The following is a 24,921-nucleotide window of genomic DNA, read 5'->3' on the forward strand; positions in this document are numbered from 1 at the left end:
TTAGTTTGAATACACAGCAACACGAAGATATCCATTCTCATAAAATTCTAATTTTAGATTTTGGTTCGCAATACACACAGTTAATTGCTCGACGCATACGCGAAATAGGCGTGTATTGTGAAATTTATCCATACGATGTTGAATCGCAATCGATTAGCGATTTTAAGGCGAATGGCATCATTTTGTCGGGTGGCCCCGAAACTGTTACAAATGGTGATGCGCCCCAAGCGCCCAGCATTGTTTTTGAATTATCTGTGCCTGTCTTAGGTATTTGTTATGGCATGCAGACAATGGCGGCTCAAATGGGTGGTCGTGTTGAAGCATCTGAGGTTAAAGAATTCGGTTATGCCAGTATTCGAGCACGTGGACATACAGAGTTATTAAGAGATATTGAAGACCATACCACGCCAGAGGGTTATGGCATGTTGGATGTGTGGATGAGCCACGGCGACAAAGTGGTTGAGCTGCCTGAAGGTTTCAAATTGATGGCAAGCACCGAAAGCGCTCCTATCGCAGGTATGGCTGATGAGGATAAACATTTTTACGGCCTACAGTTTCACCCGGAAGTAACGCATACAAAACAAGGAGGGCGAATTTTAAGTCGCTTTGTTTTGGATATTTGTCAGTGTGAGGCATTGTGGACGTCAAAAAACATTATTGACAGTAGTATTGAATCTGTTCGCGAACAAGTTGGTAACGAACAAGTGGTGTTAGGTTTATCGGGTGGTGTTGACTCTTCTGTTGTTGCTGCGTTATTGCATAAGGCGATTGGTCAACAGCTGATCTGTGTATTTGTTGATACGGGTTTGCTTCGTTTAAACGAAGGGGATCAAGTAATGGCCATGTTTGCTGAACACATGGGGGTTAATGTTATACGTGTTAATGCCGAACAACGCTACCTTGATAAATTAAAAGGTGTTTCTGACCCTGAAGAGAAAAGAATTATTATTGGTAATCTATTTGTTGAAATTTTTGATGAAGAATCAGCAAAGTTAACCAATGCAAAATGGTTGGCCCAAGGCACCATTTACCCGGATGTTATTGAGTCAGCAGGGGCTAAAACAGGTAAGGCGCATCTTATCAAGTCACACCATAATGTAGGTGGCTTACCAAAAGACATGAAGTTAAAGCTGGTTGAACCTTTACGTGAGCTTTTTAAAGATGAAGTTCGGCAAATTGGGGTGGAGCTTGGCTTACCATCGGATATGGTCTATCGTCACCCGTTTCCCGGTCCAGGCCTTGGCGTAAGAATATTAGGTGAAGTAAAAAAAGAATACGCAGATTTATTGCGTCTGGCCGATGACATCTTTATTAGCGAATTATATAAACACGACTTGTATCATAAAACTAGTCAGGCATTTGCTGTGTTTTTACCGGTTAAATCAGTGGGTGTTACTGGTGATGGTCGGCGCTATGAATATGTTATTGCATTACGTGCAGTTGAAACGATCGACTTTATGACAGCGCGTTGGGCGCAGCTTCCTTATGACTTTTTAGGACATGTGTCGAACCGTATTATTAATGAAATATCAGGTATTTCCCGTGTTACCTACGATATTTCAGGAAAGCCACCTGCCACGATAGAGTGGGAATAACTCCAGAAAATAGGTAACAGGCTGAATGAGTTTAAAATATTCAGCTTGTTACCTTTACTTCTTGTGCTATTAAGCTGTGTTAGGCAAATTCTTTCAACACTATAATTCGTGATACTCTTGTCCTTAAGTTAGGGGGTGAATAATGCCTATGCCGTGTCAAAAGTGCTATACAGGGCACAAAAAATCGACAACTCCCTAATATTATTTAAAGCGTGTGGCAAAAAAATGCTATTTTGACCATAGCTACACCCTCATTGTATTGAACAGCACTACATAAGCGAGGGTTGGCAGAAAGCTTTATATATGCAGGCCTTTATGGAAGCTATGTGAAGTAACACCAACATGCCACAAGATCAGCAGGAGTTTTAAAGATGAGTAATAAGGCCAGCCATAAACCAAGCTTGAAATGGCCCGTAAGAGTAAGAATTTTGCAGGCCCTTGTTGTTACGGTTGTTATTGGCCTAGCTGCTTGGCTGTGGTGGCTTGCACAAGCAAAGGGTTTGCCAGAAGGTTTTGCTGCAGGTAATGGGCGGATCGAAGCGGTAGAGATAGACGTTGCGGCTAAGACCGCAGGTCGGGTCAAGGATATTTTGGCTAACGAAGGTGATTTTGTCCAAGCTGGGCAGCAACTGGCAAGGATGGATGTGGCGGTTCTAGAGGCGCAACTGCGCGAGGAAGAAGCGCAACTGAGACGTGCACTTATCGGCATTGAAACCGCACAAAGCCACGTAACCCAGCGTGAAGCTGAGAAGCGGGCAAACGAAGCATTGATTGCTCAGAGGAAGGCTGAGCTTGATGCCGCGAAGAAACGCCTTATCCGTTCGCAAGAGTTAGTATTGAAAGGGGCTGGGCCTGTATCACAGCAAGATGATGACCGCGCCGCTTTTCAGGCCGCGAAGGCCGCCGTAAGTGCTGCTGAGGCTCAGGCGGCTGCCGCACAAGCTGCTATAGGACGAGCTAAATCTGATGTTATTGGAGCAGAAGCTTCTGTGGAAGCGGTACGAGCGGGCATCCAGCGCATTCAAGCAGATATCGAAGACAGCGTCCTGAAGTCGCCGCGTGATGGCCGTATCCAATACCGTGTTGCACAGCCGGGCGAGGTGCTTTCTCCGGGGGGCGTGGTGCTGAACATGGTCGATCTAGCAGATGTTTATATGACTTTCTTTTTACCGACCGAGCAAGCTGGACGTGTCGCTTTAGGTGCCGAGGCTAGGCTCGTACTAGATGCAGCTTTGCAATATGTTGTTCCAGCCAAGATTTCCTTTGTTGCCGATGTGGCGCAGTTCACTCCCAAGGCAGTAGAAACGGAAGAAGAGCGTCAGAAGCTAATGTTCAGAATTAAGGCGCAGATTGACCCGCAACTGCTCAGGAAACATCTTTACCAAGTCAAAACCGGCCTTCCCGGTATGGCTTATGTACGGCTCGATTCGCAGGCAGGCTGGCCCCCTGAGCTGCAAGTCAAGCTGCCAAAATGAATCAAAATAACAGCGAAAAGACGAATAAGCACGATCAGTTAGCTATGCCGGTTGCCCGCTTGCAAGCCGTCACCTTACGATACAAGAAGGCGCATGCGCTTGACGGCATTAACCTTGATATTCCAGCCGGTTGTATGGCTGGGTTGATTGGCCCAGATGGAGTTGGTAAATCGAGCTTGTTGGCGCAGATTGCCGGCGCTCGCGCAGTTCAAGATGGTAAGGTCGAGGTACTTAGCGGTGATATGGCGAATGCGCGCCACCGACGCAGCGTGGGGCCGCGGGTTGCTTATATGCCACAGGGCCTAGGGCGCAACCTCTATGCGACACTGTCAGTACGTGAGAACCTCGACTTCTTTGGTCGTCTGTTTGGGCATGACGGTGACGAAAGGGCGCGTCGAATCGAGGCGTTAACCGAAGCCACAGGGTTAAAGTCGTTTCTCGATAGAGCGGCAGGTAAACTTTCAGGTGGAATGAAGCAGAAGTTAGGCCTTTGTTGTGCATTGATTCACGACCCAGATCTCCTGATTCTTGACGAGCCGACTACCGGTGTCGATCCGCTCTCACGACGCCAGTTCTGGGAGTTGATTGACAGAATCCGTTTCTCTCGCCCCGGCATGAGTGTGCTAGTGGCAACCGCCTATATGGAGGAGGCAGCTCGCTTCGACTGGCTAGCCGCGATGTATGGTGGCCAGGTATTGGCTTGTGATAGCCCCGAAGGCTTGTTACAGGGTCAAGGAGTGGATTCGTTAGAGGCGGCCTTTATCCAGTTGTTGCCAGAAGACAAACGACGAAACTATCGTGCTGTGGACATACCTCCGCGACTGAAAGATGGTGCGGATACTGCGATTGAGGCGCAAGATTTGACCATGCGATTTGGTGACTTTAATGCGGTAGACCATGTCAACCTGCGTGTCCCACGAGGTGAGATTTTCGGCTTCCTAGGTTCGAATGGTTGCGGCAAGACCACGACCATGAAGATGTTGACAGGTCTTTTACCGCCGAGCGAAGGCCGGGCTTGGCTGTTTGGACAGGAGGTGGACCCACACGATCTTGCAACGCGCCGCCGCGTTGGTTATATGTCACAGTTCTTTTCGCTGTACACGGAGCTGACGGTACGACAGAACTTAGCGCTGCATGCCCGGCTGTTTCATGTGCCCGCCGCTGATATTTCGCGACGTGTGGAAGACATGATTGAGCGTTTTGACCTAGCCACCGTAGTGGATAGTTTGCCGGGTGGATTGCCTGTTGGTCTTAGGCAACGTTTATCGCTAGCGGTGGCGATGATCCACAAGCCAGAAATGTTAATCCTCGATGAGCCGACTTCGGGCGTCGACCCAGTTGCGCGCGATGCTTTTTGGCGTATGTTGGTTGAGCTGTCGCGTGATGATGGTGTGACTATTTTTATTTCTACCCATTTTATGAACGAAGCTGAACGTTGTGACCGTATTTCGCTGATGCATGCAGGTCAGGTGCTGGTAACTGACACGCCTGATGCTTTGATCAGGCAGCGGGGAGTGGAGACATTGGAAGAGGCGTTTGTGGCGCATTTAGAAGAAGCATCGGAGACAGGAATTGCTGAAAAACAAGCAGATGAGAGAGCGTCGCTCGATTCAATAAATGCCTCGACAGCTCACGTTGAGTCGAAGGGTTGGCGGCGCTGGTTCGACTCTCGACGGATGATCAGTTATGCCCGACGAGAAGGGTTGGAGCTGCGCCGTGATCCGATACGGCTGACCTTAGCATTGGTCGGTAGCGTGATATTAATGTTCGTGATGGGCTACGGCATCAGCCTAGACGTGGAGGACCTTACGTTTGCGGTGCTAGATCGAGACCAGACGACCATGAGTCGCGACTATACACTTAATCTTGCCGGCTCACGCTACTTCATTGAGCAAGCCCCCATTACCAATGTTGCCGATTTGGATCGGCGAATGCGCGAAGGCGATATCAGTTTGGCCATTGAAATTCCGCAGGGCTTCGCGCGCGACATCGCCAGGGGGCGACAGGTCGAGATTGGTGCCTGGATTGATGGCGCGATGCCATCACGAGGTGAGACTACTCGAGGTTATGTGCAAGGGATTCATGCCCAGTGGCTCGCGACCAAGGCGCGTGAAGCCGGCTACGCTGAGGCTTTGGCAGGTCTCGTTAATATTGAGACTCGGTTCCGTTATAACCCAGATGTTAAAAGCCTAGTTGCTATGGTGCCGGCTGTTATTCCGCTTTTGTTGATGTTGATTCCGGCGATGCTCGCGGCGCTCAGCGTGGTCCGGGAGAAGGAGCTTGGCTCGATTACCAATTTTTATGTTACCCCAACAACGCGGCTCGAATTTCTGCTGGGTAAGCAGCTGCCTTATGTGATGCTATCTTTTTTGAGTTTTTTATTGCTGACACTGCTTGCGGTGACTGTTTTCGGTGTGCCGCTGAAGGGTAGCTTTCTGACCTTAGCAATAGGGGCATTGCTTTATGTTGGTTGCGCAACTGCGGTGGGTTTGCTGATCTCTACTTTCATGCGCAGCCAGATTGCGGCAATCTTCGGTACTGCGGTATTGACGATCCTGCCAGCAGCCAATTTCTCGGGCATGATTGATCCAGTGTCGTCTTTAGAAGGAATGGGGCGGATGATTGGTGAGGTTTACCCAACGACTCATTTTTTAACAATCGCACGGGGTACTTTCTCAAAGGCGTTGAACTTTTCCGACCTGCATGCGTCTTTCCTTCCGTTGGTATTGGCTGTGCCGGTGTTGATCGGCTTGTCTGCCGTAATGCTTAAGAAGCAGGAGCGGTAGTCCATGCGTCTTGCTAATATTTTCCACATTGGTGTTAAGGAGTTGCGCAGTGTCGTGCGTGATCCGATTATGCTTGTGTTGATCGTTTATGCCTTTACCGTTTCAGTTTACACGGCCGCTACGGCCATGCCAGAGAGTCTCAACAAGGCGCCGATTGCGGTTGTAAACGAGGATCGCTCTCCGCTGTCATGGCGTATTGTTAGTGCTTTTTACCCACCGTATTTTGTTCCGCCTGACGTGATTGATCAAGCACAGATGGATGCTCGCATGGATGCTGGCCTTGACACCTTTGCACTGGATATTCCGCCGAACTTTCAACGTGATGTGCTAGCGGGGCGGCGGCCAACGATTCAGCTTAATGTTGATGCCACGCGGATGAGCCAAGCCTTTACCGGTAGCCGATATATACAAACTATCGTTGCTGACGAAGTGCAGACCTTTGCGCAGCGCTACCGTGAGGTTCCGGAGTTGCCGGTTGACTTGGCGCTACGGGCGCGATTCAATCCCCAGCTAAATAAGTCGTGGTTTGGTGCGATTATGCAGGTCATCAACAACGTGACGATGTTGTCTATTGTTCTTACTGGCGCGGCGCTGATTCGCGAACGCGAGCACGGCACCGTCGAGCACCTGCTGGTAATGCCGGTTACGCCTTTTGAGATTATGACCAGCAAGGTCTGGGCGATGGGGCTGGTTGTACTTGTTGCTACCGCCTTTGCATTAACCGCGGTTGTGCAAGGCTGGCTGTCGGTGCCGATTCAAGGCTCACTGGGGTTATTCCTAGTTGGCGCGGCGTTGCATTTGTTTGCGACTACCTCAATGGGTATTTTCCTCGGCACTGTCGCCCGTTCGATGCCACAGTTTGCTCTGCTACTGATGTTGGTGTTACTGCCGTTGCAGATGCTCTCCGGTGGCTCGACGCCGCGCGAGAGCATGCCGGAGCTCGTTCAATTGGTCATGTTTGCTGCACCGAATACACACTTTGTGATGCTTGCTCAGGCGATTCTCTATCGTGGCGCTGGTTTTGCCGCTGTCTGGCCGCAATTTCTTGCCATTACGGCGATCGGAGTCGTGCTGTTTTCACTTTCGCTATCACGCTTTCGGCGTACTATTAGTAGCATGGCATAAGAAGATTCTCTGGGCGATGAGTGAATGAGAGTAACGGCCTAACTGCTCGATTTACATAAAACTGGTAGCATTTATAGTGGTTATGTTAGTGATGTGGTAGGTTAGTTACATATGAATCAAACGCTCCTAAAGTACAAGTTAGTGTTGCTTCCATTAGTGTTGGTCATGCTTTTAGATTTTGCGTTGTTGGCGATTAACTACTATGTTACTGCTCAAATTGAAGTATCTGCTAAGAACATCAATATCGCGGGTCGACAGCGGATGTTATCGCAGAAAATTATAAAGTTAGCGTCCCTTATTCATAATTCATCGCAGCATCAGACAGTTCCTCTGGGTGATATGGATAAACTGGCTAAAGCAGTTGCCTTATTTGATGAAACATTAAATGCTTTTAGTGAAGGTGGTACGGCTACAGCAGCTTCAGGTGAGGTCATATTTATTGACAAGCTGGTTGATGAAGATGCTAGAGAACGCTTATTTGACGCTCAGTATATTTGGCGACCATTGCATGAGGAATTAAGCTATTTTCTATCATCTCAAGCAGTTTCAGCATCATTTTCCCACCAGATGATGAAGGACTTGGCTAAGCATGATGAAGAACTATTGAGCTTGATGAATGAACTAACCATTAGTTTAGAAGAAGAGGCTAAGGCTGAGACATTTTTTTTAAGAAGTATTCAAACAGCGACAGTTTTACTTATTTTTGTTTGCTTTTGTATTGCTACAATAAGACTTATTCGTAGAGAAGACTATTACGATAATCTGATGGAAAAAACGACAGATATTGTGATTGGGGTTGATGTTAAAACAGCGCTGACCACTTTTGTTAGTGGGTCTGTGGTTGAATTACTTGGCTTCAACCAACAACATTACCTTTTAAAGCCAGCGAGTTTGTTTTTTGTAAAAGAATCGAAAGCTGTTTTTTCGGAAATATTGGAGGCAGTTGATAAGACAGGCCGTTTACCTACTAGTCGGTGTGAGGTGCGATTGCTAAAAAGTGATGATAGTATTTTAGTCGCAGACATTGTGATGCAAACCGCGTTGAGTGAGAACGGCAAAAATGTAGAAGTTACGGCTGCCATTAGAGATATATCGGAAAGGAAAGCAGCTGAAGCCATTCTTATTGAGCAAGCACATAAAGACGAGTTAACGGGATTGCCCAATCGTATTGTGTTTTATGAGTTGGCGGAACATGCGCTTAGTATTGCGCAAAGAAATAAAACGAGACTGGCGATACTGTATATCGATTTAGATCAATTTAAACCTATTAACGATACCTATGGGCACGGTGTTGGCGATACGGTGTTGCAAACAACGGCGAATCGAATTGCTGCTTGCATTAGGAAATCTGACAGTGTTTTTCGTATTGGTGGCGATGAATTTATTGTGTTACTTGAAGGGCAAGTGGATGATGAGGGGGTAAGGAGTCTTGCCGAGAATATTATTCAATCAGTTTCTAACAGCATAATGGTCAACGGTGATAGTTGTCAGATTGGTGCCAGTATTGGCGTTGCATTTTATCCAGACGATGGCGCAGATATTGATGTGTTAACACAAAAGGCAGATAAAGCGATGTATACAGTGAAACATTCAGGACGAAACAATGTGGCCTTTGCTGAATAAATAATGCTTATGAATGATGAGGCTTGGATGCGCAGAGCGATCAATTTAGCGCATAAAGCAGAAGAAGTTGGTGAAGTACCTGTCGGTGCAATTATCGTCAAAGATAATGAGTGTATTTCTGAAGGTTATAACCTGCCTATAAAGAATAATGACCCAACTGCACATGCTGAAATAGTGGCTATTCGTGACGCTGGTCTGCAACTTGATAATTACCGCCTTGTTGATACAACCCTTTTTGTCACTCTTGAACCTTGCGTGATGTGTTTGGGGGCTATTCAACATGCGCGAATTAAACGCATTGTGTTTGGTGCGTTAGATGAAAAAAGGGGGGCTGTTTGTAGTGCGCTATCACTCACTAAAGCTAGTTATGCAAACCATCATGTTGAATGGACAGGGGGCGTGCTGGCGAAGGAGTGTTCTGAGTTATTAAGCGCTTTTTTTAAAAAAAGGCGTAAATGAAAGGGCTATAGGAAATGTTAAGGCAGTTATCAGCTTAATCAGGATGGCTTACTATGTTATTTCAACTGTGTTGATTATAGCGCAAGGAAAATAATGGCAAAATACAGTGAAAAGAGGTGGCTTGCTAACGATGGAATGCCTATGCATGCCGTTAGGTGGCAGCCTGATGTTGAGCCGATAATGACGGTGTGTTTAATTCATGGTTTGGGCGAGCATAGTGGTCGCTACAAAGACATGGTTGAATACTATACATCCTGTGGTGTTGAGATTGTTTCGTTTGATTTGCGAGGGCATGGAAAGTCTGGTGGTCAACGTGGTCATAGTGCTGATTTTCAACAAATGATACGGGATATTAAGTGTTTTATAGATGAAGTATCAAATATTGACGTTGCCAAGCCCTGGTTTATCTACGGTCACAGCTTGGGTGCAACACTGAGCATTCAATATGCGCTGTCACATCCAATTGGTTTCAAAGGCGTCGTGTTGAGTTCACCCTTGTTTAAACCTGCATTTGAGCCAGCTAAATGGAAATTACTATTGGGTCGACTTGTGCAAACAGGGTGGCCAACTTTATCGTTATCGAACGAGATAAACGAAGTCGCCTTATGTCGGGATAAAGAGATATTGAAAAGCCGAGCGGAAGATTCTTTAATTCATCACCGGATTTCAGCTAGATTAGGCATTCAAATGCTAAGTGAGGGCGAGCAACTGTTACGAAAAGCCTCAGAAGTGGACTTTCCAGTCTTGTTGATGCACGGTGATGCTGATGCGATCACAAGTCATACAGCGAGTACCATATTTTCTGAGCGCGTCGGTCAGCAATGCCGTTTGAAGATCTGGCAAGGTTTTTATCATGAACTTCATCATGAACCAGAGAAAGAAAAGGTTTTTGAGTACGGTTTAAATTGGATGAAAAGAGAGTTACAGCGCTTGTAACTCGATATTTAGTGTGGCGTCGGTATCAATTTTGTTTTGTTCATCACTTAATGAGTTAGGCTCAAGTTTTTTAAGCATTTTGATATATTGGCGAACATTATCAATATAGGTGACGGGTTCTTTACCACGTGCGTAGCCGTATTTTGTTTTTTGATACCACTCCTTTTCAGCAAGTAGTGGTAGTCGCTGTTTTACATCAATCCATTTGTCTGGGTCGCCGCCTTGTTGTTGGGTCAATATGCGCGCATCTTCTAAGTGGCCAAAACCAATATTATAAGCGGCCAAGGCCATCCATGTTCTGTCGGGTTCTTCGATCCGTTTAGGGATTTTTTTTATTCGAGTTGATAAATAATGTGCGCCGCCTTCAATGCTTTGCTCGGGGTCTAATCGATTAGTTACGTTCATTTGTTTGGCAGTGGCTTTCGTCAGCATCATAATGCCGCGAACACCCGTTGGCGAAACAGCGTGTTTGTTCCAGTGAGACTCTTGATAGGCAACAGCCGCTAGTAATTTCCAGTCAAGATTATATTTTTTTGCAGCTAAATGAAAAGACTTAATGAGCTTAGGGAGCCGAGTGTCAGCATGGTGCCAGAAGGTACAAATTCCAACGTAATCTAATTGTTTAGAATAGCCGAAGTGCTTGTCTTGTAGCTGCTCTAAGACACCGGTGGATTTAAGTTCTGCGAGAAATTTAACCGCTTCATTATATAAGCTGTGGTCTTCACCAAGAGGAAAAGCCCACGCTATTTTTTCAGGTTTTGAAATATCAAAAGCAACGTTTAAGTTGGGAAATTGACCGCGAATGAGTTGAAATTGATTGGAGTCGACGACGGTGTAGTCAAGTATATGATCGTTCACTAGAGAAACTAACTCTAGAACAGTTGAATCGGTGCTTTCTATCCAAGACAGGTTTTTATGTGTTTTTTGAATGCTACGTAAGTTTTCGGCATGACTGGTGTTGGCAATAACTTCTATAAAAGAACCGCTCAGTTTCGCCACGGACTTAGGGCGACGCGTTCGATAATGATATACAAGCTGTTGCGTGACTTCGTAATAAGGCGGCGTGAAATGTAAGCGTTTTTTTCTGTCTGGGGTGATACTTAGTCCAGCAGCTACAAAATCAGCCTCATCCTCAGTTGATAATTGCACCAATTGTTGAAATTCTTTTGCAATAATGAAGCGTATATTAACACCGAGCTTTTCCGCAAACAGTGATGTTAATTCATACTCAAAACCATGGGTTCCGGCTTCGTCAATGAGATACGTTGATGGATCTATTCGCGTCAGAACAACAAGCTCTCCACGGTTAAGTACTTTTTCTAATGATGAAGGCGCTGGTGTGCAGCCTGAAAGTACAGACACAGCAAGAAAAATAAAAACGTATTTTATGCGTGAGGGGCTAAGCATAACCGATAGGCTAAAGGGGATTGTACATAAACGTAATGAATAAATTCTGATAAAGTTTTAGTGTTAGGTAGCTAGATATTAGCAAAAGCAGGGTATTTTACATAACCCAATTGAAAGTAGGGGCGTTCTGAATGAATGCTATAACTGGGTTATTGGTGAGTAATAATTAAAAAAGTTACGACAACCAGATTAGCAAACACTGCCGTGGTGCTAACCTGGTTGTTTAATAAGCCGACGTGAAACTTATAATTAGAGCCTGCCTCCTGAGTCGAAAGGCTTTAATTACTTAACTACTTGGTTGAGTTCGCCAGAGTCGTAACGAAGTACCATTTCTTCTAGGTTAATGGGTTTAATACTGCTTGCCTGTCCAGATGTTCCAAACGCGTCCATACGATCTTCGCATATACGTTGCATTGCGTCGGTTGATACAGCTAGGAACTTTCTAGGGTCAAAGTTTTTGGGGTTTTCTGCTAAGTGCCGCCTGATAGAACCAGTACTAGCTAAGCGTAAATCGGTGTCGATATTCACTTTTCGTACACCATACTTGATGCCCTGTTGGATTTCATTAACTGGTACGCCATAGGTTTCACCAAGGTCGCCGCCAAAATCATTGACAATTTTTAGCCAATCTTGAGGAACCGATGAAGAACCATGCATTACAAGGTGAGTATTAGGCAGTCTTGCGTGGATCTCTTTTATGCGTTGAATAGCTAAAGTATCGCCAGTTGGGGGTTTGGTAAACTTATAGGCACCATGACTGGTGCCAATGGCGATAGCTAATGCATCAACCCCCGTTTTTTTAACAAAATCAGCAGCTTCCTCAGGGTCGGTTAGCATTTGTTCGTGTGTTAAAACGCCAGAGGCGCCAACTCCATCTTCTTCACCTGCTTCACCAGTTTCAAGAGAACCGAGACAACCGAGCTCACCTTCAACAGACACACCACAAGCGTGCGACATTTCAACTGTTTTCCTAGTAACCTCAACATTATATTCATAACTACTGGGTGTTTTGCCGTCAGCTTCTAAAGAACCATCCATCATGACAGAGGTAAAACCTAACTGAATAGACCGTTGGCAGATGGCAGGACTGGTGCCGTGATCTTGGTGAAAAACCACAGGAATGTGTGGGTACTGTTCAACCGCAGCGAGAATTAGGTGTTTTAGAAATGCTGAACCAGCATATTTTCTTGCCCCGGCAGAACCTTGAATAATAACAGGACTATTAGTTGCGTCTGCTGCTTGCATAACAGCATGAACCTGTTCCATGTTATTGGCATTAAAAGCTGGTACGCCGTAGTTGTTTTCAGCAGCGTGGTCGAGTAGTTGGCGTAGAGAAATTAAAGCCATTTGAAATCCCCTTATAGAATTAAGTTGTTTGGTGACGAATGAGTGTTATTCGTTGATAAGGCTAGTTTAACTTTTATGGCAGCGTGTTTCTATTTTAATAATGTTTCAACTATAAAAAAACCACTACCGAGTGGTAGTGGTTTCCAACATAGACTTAATTTGATGTTTATTTTTTTGGTGTTAGAGCCGCTGCGCTTTCTTTAACAATGTTAAGTACTTGCTCGTTATAAGCTTTCGTGTCTTCGAATAAAGATTTGCTATCAGCAACAAATTTTTCAAGGCTTGATTGAGCGAGTTCGACTTGCTCTTTGGCAAAAGCATTAAGTGCCTCAGGATTATTAATGTTAGTTGCTGCTTTGATGCGGGCTTCAGCTAATTCGGCATAGTTTTTAGCAGCTTCTTGTTGTGCCGCGGCCATTTTTTTGAAATGAGTTTTGTTTAATTCAATTAATTTAGTGATAGGGGCTGCAAAAGCATTAAAGTCGTTCATGAAATTTCTCCAAATAAGGTTGAGTAAATCTAATTTAAAACAAAGGTTAGAAAGGCCAGTTTAAAGTAAAATTTATTGCGGCGCAACATTTGTTTTGTGAGGTGCTTCAACCCTAATAAAAGGTAGCTAACAATAGTTAATTAAAGAAACAAAAAATAATCAGGCTATTTTTTTGTTTCTTTATCAATTTCTTTTTTTAGCTGAACGGTGCTTTCCTGAAAAAGTTTAATTACTTCAGCGTTATAGCCTGTCATGGTTTCAAACATAACACGGCTGTTATCTACCATTTTTTCATAGTTACTTTGGGCGAGTGCCATTTGATCGGTGACAAAACTAGCTAATGCAATAGGGTCTTTAATTTTTGTTGCAGTTTGCATGCGTTGCTGAACAAGTTTTTTATAATCTTCGGCTGCTTTTTTTTGAGCGTCCATGAGGGTGTCGAAGTGATGAGTATTTAATTCAACAAGTTTTGATATAGGTTGAGTGAAACTGTTTAAGTCCTTAATCATTATGATCTCCTGATAAATTTTCACTAAATACATGACGAATACTTTTTTGTATATCTAAGGCAGCCTGCTTGGGATCTCGAGCATCACGAATAGGTCGCCCAACTACAATATGGTCGGCTCCATTATAAAAGGCTTGTTCAACGCTGACGACTCGTTTTTGGTCGTCATCTGGCTTATTATCGACGGGTCGAATACCAGGCGAAACAACCAAGAAGTTTGGACCTAATGAGTCCCGTAGTCCTGGGGCTTCTAGTCCAGAAGAAATAACACCATCACAACCCAGTTCAATAGCTCGTTTGGCACGTGAGGTGACGAGTTCTTCAACATCGCATTTAAACCCTAAGTCATCTAGGTCGCCCCTATCTAAACTGGTTAAGACGGTAACAGCAAGAACTTTCAGTTGGCCTTTTTGCTCAGCGGCAGCCTGCATAATAGCGTTGTTACCGTGTATGGTGACAAAATCAACTTTCTTATCGCTAAGCTGTTTAACAGCACGACCAACTGTTGCAGGCACATCAAAAAATTTGAGGTCAACAAAGATGCGTTTATTTTGTTCATTGAGCCAGTCGATTAGCTCAAAATAATCACCAGACATGAATAACTCAAGTCCAATTTTGTAGAAAATAACGCTGTCGCCTAATAGCGTGACTAACGCTTTAGCCTGTGGAATATCAGGGACATCCAAAGCAACGATGAGTCGTTCATTAACAGGAATAGGTTTGTTAGAAAGCCATGACATGAGGCGCCGCTCCATAGTGTTTAAAGTATGATGGATATTATAACGCCCTGTCGCCCGCTTGCCGATGGAAATTTGTCATGGCATGGGTTAAGCAAATATTCAGCTTTTTGGTTATGATGTACGTTATTAATGATAAGACAATAGCTAGCATGGCGAAGTATTTAAACTAACATTATAGCTAGATAAGGAAGCCGTTAAATTAGGGTTTGGATTATGGGCATAAAAAAACATAAAAAGGGTTTAGGCCAGCAATTAAACCTTGCTTTGTTGATAGGAGCTATTTTTTTATCAGTCATCTCATCAGCTTTAATTTCATATAAAGCCTATGAGCAAGAGCGGGCCGATTATGTTCAACACGGTAAGAGAGTAGCTGAAGCTTTAATCGATCAGCTTTCAACTCCTTTTTCTGGCGGTATTGAAGAACTATTAGGCTATTTAGCGACCCCTTTTTTTAAACTTGAGGGTGTGCAAAGCATCATTATTTTTGATGCAGATTTCAAAGAAATATCATCAGTCAAAAAGAACACAGAGTATGAGTTAATAAGCGGCTGGCAAGATGTTGACTTGGAGGAAGCGAGGCTAGAGCGTGAGACGGAACAAGCCTTTTACTTTACCGCTCGGCTCAATAATAATGGGGAAATACCTGCTGCTTACTTAATGCTGATACTTGATAAGCCGTCCTTAATTCAGTATGCCCAGACACTATTTGTCGCCAACGTAGGCATTATTATTGCGGTTGCGTTGGTTTTATTAGTACTGATGAGCTTGCTAGTTCGGCGTTTAACAAGGCCGTTAAAAGACTTTTCATCGATCATGATTCAAGCAGCATCAGGTGAGATCGGGCTTAGAGCCGAACATGAGGTTGCTGCGGAACTTGGCCATATGTCTGAAGCGTTCAACCAGATGATGAAGGTGCTGGAAACGCGAAGTAGTGAACTTGAACAGTCGAGGGATCAAGCCGTACAAACAGCTAAAATTAAATCAGATTTTGCAGCGAACCTAAGCCATGAAATTAGAACGCCTCTTAATGGCATTTTGGGCATGGTTAATTTGCTCAAAGAAATGGGCTTGCCACAGCATCAGCATGAATACCTTGAGGTAGCCAGTAAATCAGGTGACTCCTTATTGCAAATGATCAATGATGTGTTGGACTTTAGTAAAATGGAATCGGGGAATTTTCAGCTGGCACTGGAGGATATTGATTTAAGGTTGTTGCTTGAACAGCTAGCGTTGTTATATGCAGAGAAAATACAAGTTAAAGATTTAGAGCTTTGTTTGGATTTGCCCACCGACAATGTAATGTTTGTTCGAGGTGATGCGGTAAGGATTCGACAAGTCATCAGTAATTTATTAAATAACGCGGTCAAATTCACAAGCCAGGGGCATATTACTTTATCAGCAAAAATTGTGTCATCCTCAAAGGGGCGTTCTTTGATTGAGATAGCAGTGACTGATACGGGTATTGGAATACCGGAAGGCGCATTAAGTGAAATTTTTAGGCCTTTTGGTCAGGTCAGTGCAGAAACAACCAATCAATATGGTGGAACCGGACTTGGATTGACGATCGTTAATCAAATGACAAAGTTAATGGGGGGTTCTGTATCGGTTACTAGTGAAGTCAATGAAGGGTCAAGCTTCAGAGTATTACTTCCAATGCAAACGCATAATATTTCCTTCGAAGAACCTGCCGATGAGGTTGAATTATTGAGTGGAAAACGGGTGATGTTAATTGAACCGTTTGAAGAAACTCAAAATTATCTTGAAGGGATGTTCGATGCGTGGGGGGTTGAATGTCAAATAGTTAACAGTTTAGATGAGGCCATTTTCATCCTAAAGGACGAGTTAAAGTCGGGCAGAGGGTTGGATAGCTGCCTGTTTAATGTTGATTATAGTTTGGGGGATATGACTGCGTTTTTAGCGAGTTTTAAGGCGAATGAGGAATTTTCTGGTACAAAGTTAATTCCGATGGTCCGGTTTGGCAGCAAAATTAGCTCTGCAGACGAAAGCTTGCCGTTATTTGTAGGATCAATTGACCGTCCTGTACGGTATGAGAAGTTACGGATGACATTAATAGATGTATTCTCTGAAGGTAAGGGGAGCACGTCAGCGGAGATTGGGAAAAAACCCAAGATCAAGACATCAGATGTTTTGCAAAGTATAAAGGCCCTAGTTGTCGATGATAATGTGACTAACCAACTGGTAGCCGAGGCAACACTAAAGGAAATAGGTATATCGTCTGATGTGGCCAATGATGGTCTTGAAGCACTGAATGCTTTTAAAGAAAAAAACTATGATCTGATTTTGATGGATTGCAATATGCCAGTGATGGATGGGTATGAAGCAACTAAAGCAATCCGGGCGTTAGGCCTTAAGTGCCGGCAGCCGATTATTATTGCTTTAACGGCGAAAGATCAACCAGGTGACTTTGAACACTGTATTAATAGCGGGATGGATGACTATTTATTAAAGCCGTTTCAATTGTCAGCGTTATTGGCCAAGCTTGAAAAACTATTTGGTTTCCCTCTAATAGACGATGAATCATCAGGTATAGAGCTTGAAGTGTCAGAAGGCTCAGTAATTGTTGAATCGGCATTCAAGGAGCTCGTTGCTAATACTGGCAGTGGTATTCAACAAATTGTTCAATCCTATCTACTCGATACACCTATCTATATTGTTACCTTAATTGCCGCAATGGAGGCTGGTGATACAACAAAGTGTTTGGATGTGGCGCATAAAATTAAGGGCAGTTCACGTAACTTGGGGGCGGAAGATTTTGTATCTGTTTGTGTTGAAATAGAGGAGGCCTGGTCTCGTAACACTGTTGATGAATCGATAATTGCGCCATTAGCTGAGCGGTTAGAAACAGAGTTCACCTTGGTTGAAGCATCTTTGAACAGCAAGTTAGCGACGTTAGAACTTTCTGATACAGAACAAACAAAGCGAACGAAAGAAGTGGTGTTAATTGTTGATGATGATCAAAGTACGCGAATGACGGTAGCAAGTGTTTTGGAGCGCGAAGGGTATCAAGTTGAACTGGGTGCTAATGGTCGTGATGCAGTGAGGTTGTTTGAAGTGTTAAGGCCTAATGTGATTATCATGGATGCAATGATGCCCATTAAAGATGGTTTTGAGGCCTGTCGAGAAATCAAGGCAATGCAGGGTGGTTCGGATGTTCCAGTGCTTATAACCACGGCCCTAGAAAGTGAAAAATCTGTGGATTTAGCCTATGAAAGTGGCGCCGCTGATTTTGTACCCAAGCCGATAAACTTGTCAGTTTTAAGACAGCGAGTGAGACGTTTGTTAGACAAGCAGTTTGCTGATCAACATGTACATAAATTAGCTTATAAAGATGCATTAACGGGTCTACCCAATAGAACTGCTTTTGTTGAACAGTTTCAGCAAGAACTTGAACATGCCAAGAGAAAAGATTCAAAAGTGGCGGTTTTCTTTATTGATCTAGATCGGTTTAAAGATGTTAATGACAGCATGGGCCATGAAGCTGGTGATATTCTGTTGAAAGCGCTATCTGGGCGGCTAAAAAACTGTATCCGCTCAGGAGATATGTTGGCACGAATCGGTGGTGATGAATTTGTGGTTGTATTAAGTGATATGACCGGTAAAACAGCGCCTGACCAGGTTGCTAAGGCCATGTTAAATGCGCTAAAAGAACCATTTAGCCTCGCCGGGAACGAGGTTTTTGCAGGGGTTAGTATTGGTTTGGCAATATACCCGGATGATGGTCTATCAAAAGAGACGTTGTTGAAAAATGCAGATACGGCGATGTATAGAGCAAAAGCCGCTGGGAGAAATACTTACCGTGCTTATACGCAGGAAATGAGTGAGGTATTAGAGCAAAGAATGCGTATTGAAACTGAGCTACGGAAAGTGTTGGCGGATAATGAGTTATCGCTGTACTTCCAACCGAAACAAGACACATCAACAGCGGAAGTGATAGGCTCAGAAGCATTAGTTAGGTGGGAGCACCGGTTAAGAGGAATGGTATCACCAGCCGAGTTTATACCTGTTGCAGAAGAAATGGGGCTGATTAAAGAAATTGGTTTGTGGGTGCTAGACACCGCGTGCGCAACAGCAAAAAAGTGGCAACTAGAATTTGACTACTATGGCACTGTTGCAGTTAATGTATCCGCGGTACAGATGGCAGAGGAGAATTTTGTATCATTGGTTGGTATGTGTTTGGCTAAACATGAATTAGAACCAAAATACATAGAATTAGAAGTAACTGAAAGTATGGTGTTGGACAATATTGATGCGATGTTGGAAAAATTAAACGATATTGCAGCAATGGGTGTGAGTATTTCTATTGATGACTTTGGTACAGGGTATTCGTCATTTAATTATCTTAAGCAGTTACCAGCGAACACCTTAAAATTGGACATGGAGTTCATCAAAGAGATACCAGAAAATGAAGCTGATATGGCTGTTGTTGATGGAATGATAGTGTTGGCACATAATTTAGGTATGAAGGTTGTGGCTGAAGGGGTTGAAGCACAAGATCAATATGATTTCCTAGCAGAGCATAGTTGTGACCTAGTTCAGGGCTATTTAATTAATAAACCACTGTCGGAAGACGAATTTATCGCAGAGTATGCCCGTTCAGCTAAAGAAGTAGGTCGCGTTTAAGAAGAGTAACAACTGATCGTTAATGATGGCAGGCCTGCAACGGGTCGGTTATCCTAATGGTTTATTTTTAATAATAGAGTTTTTCGTGCATATTATTTACTTACATGGTTTTTGCAGTTCTGTAGATTCCTTTAAAGCGCAGTTAGTTAAAAGCTATATTGAGCGAAACAATGTTCATACCTTGTTTTTAAAAGATTTACCCCCTTCTCCAGCTCAAGCGATGTCCTTGGTTGAGGCGCACATAGCTTCGTTAGATGATCAATATTGGGGTGTTGTTGGTAGTTCTTTAGGGGGCTTTTATGCAACGTATTTAAGTCAAAAGTATGCCAAGAAAGCAGTGTTAATTAACCCCGCTGTTGATGCGCATTTGATACTTGAAAAAGCCTTGGGGAAGAATACTAATTATCATACCGGAGAGAGCTTTGATTTTACTCTAACGCATCTCCAGGAGTTGCAGCAGTTACACTTACCAAAGCTTCAGCAAGCGCAAAACTTACTGTTACTCACCAAAGTGGGTGATGAGGTGTTGGATTTTCAAAAAGGGGTTGATTACTACCAAGGTAGCGAGCAAGTGGTGCTTGAGGGCGGTGATCACGGCTTTGCTGATTACGAAAATTATTTAGAGAAAACATTCGACTTCTTAACTTCGTAAAAGGTTAAGTTTCATCATAAATCGGTTGTTATACAGCCACCATGTTTCAAATCGGCATGGATTAATTGAATTAGGATAGAGAACATGATTGAAGGCCATTTAAAGAAAATGCTCAGCACCTTGAGTAACCCTGTTGAATATGTATTGCCCATCGGTGATGAGCGTATTGGCTTGAACCAATATTTGGGTAAAACCATCGCGTTAACCTATGAAGGTGAGATCAATTGTCTAAATTGTGGAAAACGAACAAAGAAAAGCTATAGCCAAGGCTTTTGTTATTATTGTATGACTAAGCTGGCTCAGTGTGATTTATGCATTATGAAACCTGAAACGTGTCACTATCACTTAGGTACGTGTCGAGAACCTCAATGGGGCGAAGAGTTTTGTTTTCAAGACCACTTTGTTTATTTAGCAAATTCATCGGGCTTAAAGGTTGGCATTACTCGCCATACACAGGTGCCAACGCGTTGGGTTGACCAAGGAGCAACACAGGCCTTGCCCATTTTTAAGGTGCGAACACGTCTACAGTCTGGTCAAGTTGAGATGGCTTTAAAACAACACGTGTCGGATAAAACTGACTGGCGGAAGATGTTAAAGGGCCAAGCGGACCATAAAAACCTATATGAACATAGAGACCGCCTTATTGAGGCTGCAGCCTCTGAGTTAAGCAATATTCAGGCGGCTAATAAAGACGGGGATATAGAGTTAATAAAAGATGCTAAGCAGGTAGAGATTAATTACCCCGTTGTTGAATATCCTCAAAAGGTTACCTCCTTTAATTTTGATAAAACAGCTAGGGTCGAAGGCCGTTTAATGGGCATAAAAGGACAATATCTAATATTAGATAGTGGGGTCTTAAATATAAGAAAGTTCACCAGTTACAAGGTTCAATTTGATGCATAAAACAGACAAGGCGCCTAGCGTCATTATTTTTTCACAAGGCGATGAAGTGATTACAGGTGCTTTGGTAGACACCAATGCTGCTTTTTTGGCTGATCAGTGTCGCTTGCTAGGCTTCGATGTTATTAGGCATATTACTGTTTCGGATGACTTAGCAGATTTGGTTCAAGTGCTTAAAGAAATAGATGCGATGGCTGATGTTTGTTTGTGTACAGGTGGTTTAGGGCCAACACAAGATGATTTAACCGCCGAAGCCTTTGCTCAAGCCTTTCAAGTAGAACTTGAAATGGATAGTGAGGCTTTAGTGATGATTGCTGAGTTTTTCGCGCAATTAAAAATGCCTATGGCCGATGTAAATAAGAAGCAAGCACTGTTGCCCACAAACTCGACACGAATTGATAATCGTTGGGGAACGGCGCCTGGCTTTACTGCCGTCGGTCAGCAGTGCCGGTTTTACTTTATGCCAGGTGTACCGTATGAAATGAAACAGATGATGGAGACGTTTGTGTTGGCCGATTTACAGCGCCAATTTAAGCTGGAGCAGCCCCGTTTGATTACATTTCGAAGCATGGGCAAGGGAGAGTCTGATATCCAGCAAGCCGTTAATAGCTTAGAGATTGACAATGATATTCGTGTGAGTTTTAGAGCGGGTATGCCAGAGAATGAATTAAAGCTACTCTTTCCACAAAGCCATACCAAAGAGCAGGTTCAATATTGGGTTGATAACGTTAGTGATGCATTGGGTGCTAGCCTTTTTGCCATTGATGGTTGGGGTCAATCAGTCAGTAATTTACCGGATTGTGTCGATCAGTTAATGACCGAAAAAAAGTTGACACTGAGTCTTATTGAAACCTTATCGCAGGGTGATATCGCCCGCCAGTGCCAAGCAGATTGGTTATTAACTTCAGCTGTTTATCCAAAAGTTTCAGGCATCCAAACTGCGTTTAGCACGGTGCAGCAACCCATTGGCGAAGCGTTGGCGCTTGAGATAGCAAAGGAAAATCGTGCTCGGCATAAAACAGCGTTAAGCCTTGTGCAACTACATAAGAAAGTAAATGATACAACAGTGGCTGTTTTTACCGCAGTAGCAGATGCTCACGGCCACATTTCAAGCACAAAGGAAGTGTGGGGGAGAGCGCTACGTCAACAAACAGTAGCGTCAGCACTTGCGTTCAATTTAATTAGAAAATTTATTCAAAATCAATAATATGCCATTACTTAAGCTAGATAATGTTAGTGTAGCGTTCGGTTTAAAACCAGTGCTAGATAATGCCGACCTGCAAATCGATGAACAAGAGCGAGTGGGCTTAATTGGCCGCAATGGCGAAGGAAAGTCGACCTTGTTAAAAGTATTGGCTGGGCAAGTGTTGGCCGACTCAGGTCAGGTCTGGCGGCAAGCGGGCATTACCATAGCAACACTTGAGCAGTCACCGTTACTGCCTGATGCCTCCACCGTTTATGATGCTGTTGCTGATAGTTTGGGTGAGGTGGGTCACTTAATTGCTCGTTATCACGACATGTTGCTTGACCCTGATGTTGACTTAGAAGCGCTGGGCAAATTACAACATCAATTTGAAGCATTAGATGGCTGGTCATTACAACAACGTGTTGACTCAGTGTTAAGTCGTTTAAATTTACCCGCCGATAAAAAAATAAATGAAATGTCAGGTGGTTGGAAGCGACGTGTAGGGCTAGCACGTGCCTTGGTAGTCGAGCCTGATGTTTTACTGTTAGATGAACCAACTAACCATCTAGATATGGAAACAATTGTTTGGTTAGAAAAACAACTTGCAACCTTTCGCGGTGCCGTGGTTTGCATTACACATGACCGAGTTTTTTTACAAAATATAGCCAAACGTATTATAGAAATAGATAGAGGACAGCTAACCAGTTGGTCGTGTAGCTATGAGCAATACCTTGAAAGAAAAGCGGCCGCATTAGAGTCTGAAGCAAAAACAAATGCAGAATTTGATAAAAAGCTAGCGCGTGAAGAAGTCTGGATTAGACAAGGCATTAAAGCGAGAAGAACACGAAATGAAGGCCGTGTGAGGGCTTTACAACAGTTACGGCGGGAACGTGCAGAGCGAAGAAACCTAGCCGGCCCTGCGAAACTAGAGGTTGAATCAGGTGAAAAGTCTGGCAAGTTGGTGATAGAGGCGGAGGATATTTCTATTGCCTATGGCGGGCGTAAAATGGTCGATCAGTTTTCATGTCGATTAATGCGGGGTGACCGCATAGGATTGGTAGGACCAAATGGTATTGGCAAAAGTACGCTCATTAAAGCGTTGCTAAAAGAAATTGAATTAGATTCCGGTGCTGTAAAACACGGAACCAAACTAAAAGTCGCCTATTTTGATCAGCACAGAGATGTTCTGGATCTAGAGAAAACAGTTATTGATCTAGTCTCCGACGGACGAGAGAGCATTACCATTAATGGGCGTGACAGGCATATTATCAGCTACTTAGGTGATTTTTTGTTTGCCCCTGAACGAGCACGATCACCAGCAAAAGTATTATCTGGTGGTGAACGTAATCGAATTTTACTGGCGAAGTTATTTAGTCAGCCGGCTAACTTTATCGTGATGGATGAACCGACTAATGATTTAGATGTTGAAACATTAGAGTTACTAGAAGAGTTACTGGTTGACTATGAAGGTACCTTAATACTGGTGAGTCACGACCGTAAGTTCTTAGAAAACGTGGTTACTAATTTTTGGTTTTTTGAAGGGGATGGTGTCATTACTGATTATGTAGGTGAGTTGCCTAATTGGAGTCAAATTATTAAAGACAGTAGTCAGGCCGAGCAGCCGAGTAAAACGGTTAGTGAAAAAAAACAGCCTAAAACCGTTAAAAAGCCGAAATTAAGTTTCAAAGTTAAAAAAGAATTAGATGACTTACCAAAGCAGATCGAGGTGCTTGAAGAAACGTTAGCGAAGCTACAGCAATTAACGAGTACGGCGGAGTTTCATGCAGGAGACCGAGAAGAGATAAAAAGCAAAATGGCTGAATTAACGTCTATCGATGAACAATTACAAGAAAAGTATCAACGTTGGGATGAGTTAGAGTCTCAACTACAATAAATACAAAAGGTTTAAGTTTGCTGATATAATTCAGCGCCCTAAAACGCAAGCACAGTGCGTTTTATAAGTTTTATGGAGAGATGTCAGAGTGGCCGAATGAGCACGCTTGGAAAGCGTGTGTACCGCAAGGTACCGAGGGTTCGAATCCCTCTCTCTCCACCATTAACTGCAAACGAAGCGCCATCTGCCGCAGATGGCATAGCCAAAAAATCAGTGCTGCATTAATTTGAAGGCTTCTACAACTAGCCCTATTGAACGGTAAAAAGTGATATTCAACCTTCATGATTATTGATAGTAATGCTGGCTGTTCGCCCTGAAATAAGTGCTATGTTATCAGGAATTTCATCAATCGCTATGCGGACTGGTACACGTTGTGCCAACCTTATCCAGTTAAAAGTTGGATTGACATTGGCGATCAGTGTATTAGAGGATGTTGCACGTTCACGGTCTTCAATTGCGGATGAAATCCCGACGACATGTCCGCTGATAGCTTGGTCTTCTCCCATAATATGAACTGTTGCAGGCATGCCAGTGCGAATATGGCTTAGTTTTGTTTCTTCAAAATATCCAGCGACATAAAAGCTATCAATATCGACCAACGCCATTACCGGTTGTCCGGCGGTTGCATAGGTTCCTGGGCGCAGTGAAAAATTGGTTACGATTCCATTGATTGGGGACTTCACTTGCGAGCGCTCTAGATTAAGGCGGGCGAGTTTCAGGTCTGCCAATGCTTGCTCATATTTCGCCTGGGCCTGCTCAGCAACAGAGATACGGTTATCACGTTCTTGTTCCGAGACAATGGTGTTTTTTAGGGTTTTATATCGTTTTTCCTCCCTGTTTGCTGCAGCAAGTGTTGCCCTAGCATTGCTTAAAGCAGCTTCGTTTTGCGCTACAGTATTTTCCAAGCGATCGGTGTCGATAGAAAATAATACATCGCCCTTTTGAACCTGCTGGTTGTCCTGAACAAAGACGGCCTCTACTTGGCCGGATACATCGGAAGATAAGGCAACAATGTCGGCCTTGATCTTGCCATCGCGTGTTTGCGGAGTGTAAGTATAGTAGGAATAGATATGCCAGAGCACAAACGCTGCAAGAACGGTCAGCGTGCATGTCATCATGACTTTTAGGATGTGAATTGTTTTTTCTTTTTGCATATT

Annotated in this window: 18 protein-coding genes and 1 tRNA gene; 13 read left to right on the plus strand and 6 right to left on the minus strand. The window is 43.8% G+C overall.

Going from position 1 to position 24,921, the window contains the following annotated elements; all coding sequences use genetic code 11:
• Nucleotides 1–5 precede the first annotated feature (5 nt).
• The 7 genes from guaA (at nucleotide 6) to CYCPU_RS0103135 (ending at nucleotide 9,999) form a co-directional block, all read left to right on the plus strand.
• Entirely contained in the window at nucleotides 6–1,595 is a 1,590-nt protein-coding gene (gene guaA, locus CYCPU_RS0103105) for a glutamine-hydrolyzing GMP synthase (protein ID WP_015005425.1), read from the plus strand.
• A gap of 371 nt (nucleotides 1,596–1,966) precedes the next feature.
• Complete coding sequence (locus CYCPU_RS0103110) at nucleotides 1,967–3,070, plus strand: HlyD family secretion protein (RefSeq protein WP_015005426.1); 1,104 nt, start codon at nucleotides 1,967–1,969, stop codon at nucleotides 3,068–3,070.
• Nucleotides 3,067–5,856 carry a ribosome-associated ATPase/putative transporter RbbA gene (rbbA, locus tag CYCPU_RS0103115; protein ID WP_020161894.1) on the plus strand — a complete coding sequence of 930 codons (2,790 nt, stop codon included), beginning with the start codon at nucleotides 3,067–3,069 and terminating at the stop codon, nucleotides 5,854–5,856. The genes CYCPU_RS0103110 and rbbA overlap by 4 nt, the downstream gene beginning before the upstream one ends.
• A gap of 3 nt (nucleotides 5,857–5,859) precedes the next feature.
• Nucleotides 5,860–6,981: an ABC transporter permease gene (locus tag CYCPU_RS0103120; RefSeq protein WP_020161895.1), complete on the plus strand. Its 1,122-nt coding sequence runs from the start codon at nucleotides 5,860–5,862 to the stop codon at nucleotides 6,979–6,981.
• 111 nt (nucleotides 6,982–7,092) lie between these two features.
• Nucleotides 7,093–8,604 carry a diguanylate cyclase domain-containing protein gene (locus CYCPU_RS0103125; protein ID WP_020161896.1) on the plus strand — a complete coding sequence of 504 codons (1,512 nt, stop codon included), beginning with the start codon at nucleotides 7,093–7,095 and terminating at the stop codon, nucleotides 8,602–8,604.
• Between the two features lie 3 nt (nucleotides 8,605–8,607).
• Nucleotides 8,608–9,063 carry a tRNA adenosine(34) deaminase TadA gene (gene tadA, locus CYCPU_RS0103130; RefSeq protein ID WP_015005430.1) on the plus strand — a complete coding sequence of 152 codons (456 nt, stop codon included), beginning with the start codon at nucleotides 8,608–8,610 and terminating at the stop codon, nucleotides 9,061–9,063.
• Nucleotides 9,064–9,156: 93 nt separating this feature from the next.
• Complete coding sequence (locus tag CYCPU_RS0103135; RefSeq protein ID WP_015005431.1) at nucleotides 9,157–9,999, plus strand: alpha/beta hydrolase; 843 nt, start codon at nucleotides 9,157–9,159, stop codon at nucleotides 9,997–9,999.
• Here CYCPU_RS0103135 and mltF read toward each other — a convergent pair.
• The 5 genes from mltF to pyrF form a co-directional block, all read right to left on the minus strand.
• Entirely contained in the window at nucleotides 9,985–11,406 is a 1,422-nt protein-coding gene (mltF, locus tag CYCPU_RS0103140; protein ID WP_020161897.1) for a membrane-bound lytic murein transglycosylase MltF, read from the minus strand. The genes CYCPU_RS0103135 and mltF overlap by 15 nt on opposite strands.
• Before the next feature lie 282 nt (nucleotides 11,407–11,688).
• Nucleotides 11,689–12,753, minus strand: coding sequence for a class II fructose-bisphosphate aldolase (fba, locus tag CYCPU_RS0103145; RefSeq protein ID WP_015005433.1), 1,065 nt, complete (start codon nucleotides 12,751–12,753; stop codon nucleotides 11,689–11,691).
• A gap of 166 nt (nucleotides 12,754–12,919) precedes the next feature.
• Complete coding sequence (locus CYCPU_RS0103150) at nucleotides 12,920–13,243, minus strand: phasin family protein (RefSeq protein WP_016389738.1); 324 nt, start codon at nucleotides 13,241–13,243, stop codon at nucleotides 12,920–12,922.
• A gap of 164 nt (nucleotides 13,244–13,407) precedes the next feature.
• On the minus strand, nucleotides 13,408–13,752 hold the full coding sequence (locus CYCPU_RS0103155) for a phasin family protein (protein ID WP_015005434.1): 345 nt from the start codon (nucleotides 13,750–13,752) through the stop codon (nucleotides 13,408–13,410).
• Entirely contained in the window at nucleotides 13,745–14,491 is a 747-nt protein-coding gene (pyrF, locus tag CYCPU_RS0103160; RefSeq protein ID WP_020161898.1) for an orotidine-5'-phosphate decarboxylase, read from the minus strand. The genes CYCPU_RS0103155 and pyrF overlap by 8 nt, the downstream gene beginning before the upstream one ends.
• A gap of 213 nt (nucleotides 14,492–14,704) precedes the next feature.
• Here pyrF and CYCPU_RS0103165 point away from each other — a divergent pair, with 213 nt between their 5' ends.
• The 6 genes from CYCPU_RS0103165 (at nucleotide 14,705) to CYCPU_RS0103190 (ending at nucleotide 23,926) form a co-directional block, all read left to right on the plus strand.
• Nucleotides 14,705–19,132 (plus strand): EAL domain-containing protein, encoded by a 4,428-nt coding sequence (locus CYCPU_RS0103165; RefSeq protein WP_020161899.1) that lies wholly within the window; start codon nucleotides 14,705–14,707, stop codon nucleotides 19,130–19,132.
• A 22-nt stretch (nucleotides 19,133–19,154) separates the two neighbouring features.
• Nucleotides 19,155–19,784: a YqiA/YcfP family alpha/beta fold hydrolase gene (locus CYCPU_RS0103170; RefSeq protein WP_015005437.1), complete on the plus strand. Its 630-nt coding sequence runs from the start codon at nucleotides 19,155–19,157 to the stop codon at nucleotides 19,782–19,784.
• 84 nt (nucleotides 19,785–19,868) lie between these two features.
• Nucleotides 19,869–20,687, plus strand: coding sequence for a DUF2797 domain-containing protein (locus CYCPU_RS0103175; protein WP_016389735.1), 819 nt, complete (start codon nucleotides 19,869–19,871; stop codon nucleotides 20,685–20,687).
• Nucleotides 20,680–21,891, plus strand: a complete 1,212-nt coding sequence (locus tag CYCPU_RS0103180) for a competence/damage-inducible protein A (RefSeq protein WP_020161900.1) — start codon at nucleotides 20,680–20,682, stop codon at nucleotides 21,889–21,891. Before CYCPU_RS0103175 ends, CYCPU_RS0103180 begins: the two co-directional genes overlap by 8 nt.
• A gap of 1 nt (nucleotide 21,892) precedes the next feature.
• The gene (locus CYCPU_RS0103185; protein ID WP_020161901.1) at nucleotides 21,893–23,764 is read left to right on the plus strand and encodes an ATP-binding cassette domain-containing protein; all 1,872 of its coding nucleotides are present in this window, start codon (nucleotides 21,893–21,895) and stop codon (nucleotides 23,762–23,764) included.
• 74 nt (nucleotides 23,765–23,838) lie between these two features.
• Nucleotides 23,839–23,926: transfer RNA gene (locus CYCPU_RS0103190), tRNA-Ser, on the plus strand.
• 110 nt (nucleotides 23,927–24,036) lie between these two features.
• Here the strand turns inward: CYCPU_RS0103190 and CYCPU_RS0103195 are convergent.
• Nucleotides 24,037–24,918: an efflux RND transporter periplasmic adaptor subunit gene (locus CYCPU_RS0103195; protein WP_016389732.1), complete on the minus strand. Its 882-nt coding sequence runs from the start codon at nucleotides 24,916–24,918 to the stop codon at nucleotides 24,037–24,039.
• Nucleotides 24,919–24,921: the final 3 nt, after the last annotated feature.

Source organism: Cycloclasticus pugetii PS-1 (assembly GCF_000384415.1).
Lineage (GTDB): Bacteria > Pseudomonadota > Gammaproteobacteria > Methylococcales > Cycloclasticaceae > Cycloclasticus > Cycloclasticus pugetii.

Bases quoted from the DNA above. Each gene is read 5' to 3' on its own strand.
- CYCPU_RS0103110 (WP_015005426.1), top strand. From the start codon at position 1,967: ATGAGTAATAAGGCCAGCCATAAACCAAGCTTGAAATGGCCCGTAAGA.
- rbbA (WP_020161894.1), top strand. From the start codon at position 3,067: ATGAATCAAAATAACAGCGAAAAGACGAATAAGCACGATCAGTTAGCT.
- CYCPU_RS0103120 (WP_020161895.1), top strand. From the start codon at position 5,860: ATGCGTCTTGCTAATATTTTCCACATTGGTGTTAAGGAGTTGCGCAGT.
- CYCPU_RS0103125 (WP_020161896.1), top strand. From the start codon at position 7,093: ATGAATCAAACGCTCCTAAAGTACAAGTTAGTGTTGCTTCCATTAGTG.
- tadA (WP_015005430.1), top strand. From the start codon at position 8,608: ATGCTTATGAATGATGAGGCTTGGATGCGCAGAGCGATCAATTTAGCG.
- CYCPU_RS0103135 (WP_015005431.1), top strand. From the start codon at position 9,157: ATGGCAAAATACAGTGAAAAGAGGTGGCTTGCTAACGATGGAATGCCT.
- mltF (WP_020161897.1), bottom strand. From the start codon at position 11,406: ATGCTTAGCCCCTCACGCATAAAATACGTTTTTATTTTTCTTGCTGTG.
- fba (WP_015005433.1), bottom strand. From the start codon at position 12,753: ATGGCTTTAATTTCTCTACGCCAACTACTCGACCACGCTGCTGAAAAC.
- CYCPU_RS0103150 (WP_016389738.1), bottom strand. From the start codon at position 13,243: ATGAACGACTTTAATGCTTTTGCAGCCCCTATCACTAAATTAATTGAA.
- CYCPU_RS0103155 (WP_015005434.1), bottom strand. From the start codon at position 13,752: ATGATTAAGGACTTAAACAGTTTCACTCAACCTATATCAAAACTTGTT.
- pyrF (WP_020161898.1), bottom strand. From the start codon at position 14,491: ATGTCATGGCTTTCTAACAAACCTATTCCTGTTAATGAACGACTCATC.
- CYCPU_RS0103165 (WP_020161899.1), top strand. From the start codon at position 14,705: ATGGGCATAAAAAAACATAAAAAGGGTTTAGGCCAGCAATTAAACCTT.
- CYCPU_RS0103170 (WP_015005437.1), top strand. From the start codon at position 19,155: ATGATGGCAGGCCTGCAACGGGTCGGTTATCCTAATGGTTTATTTTTA.
- CYCPU_RS0103175 (WP_016389735.1), top strand. From the start codon at position 19,869: ATGATTGAAGGCCATTTAAAGAAAATGCTCAGCACCTTGAGTAACCCT.
- CYCPU_RS0103180 (WP_020161900.1), top strand. From the start codon at position 20,680: ATGCATAAAACAGACAAGGCGCCTAGCGTCATTATTTTTTCACAAGGC.
- CYCPU_RS0103185 (WP_020161901.1), top strand. From the start codon at position 21,893: ATGCCATTACTTAAGCTAGATAATGTTAGTGTAGCGTTCGGTTTAAAA.
- CYCPU_RS0103195 (WP_016389732.1), bottom strand. From the start codon at position 24,918: ATGCAAAAAGAAAAAACAATTCACATCCTAAAAGTCATGATGACATGC.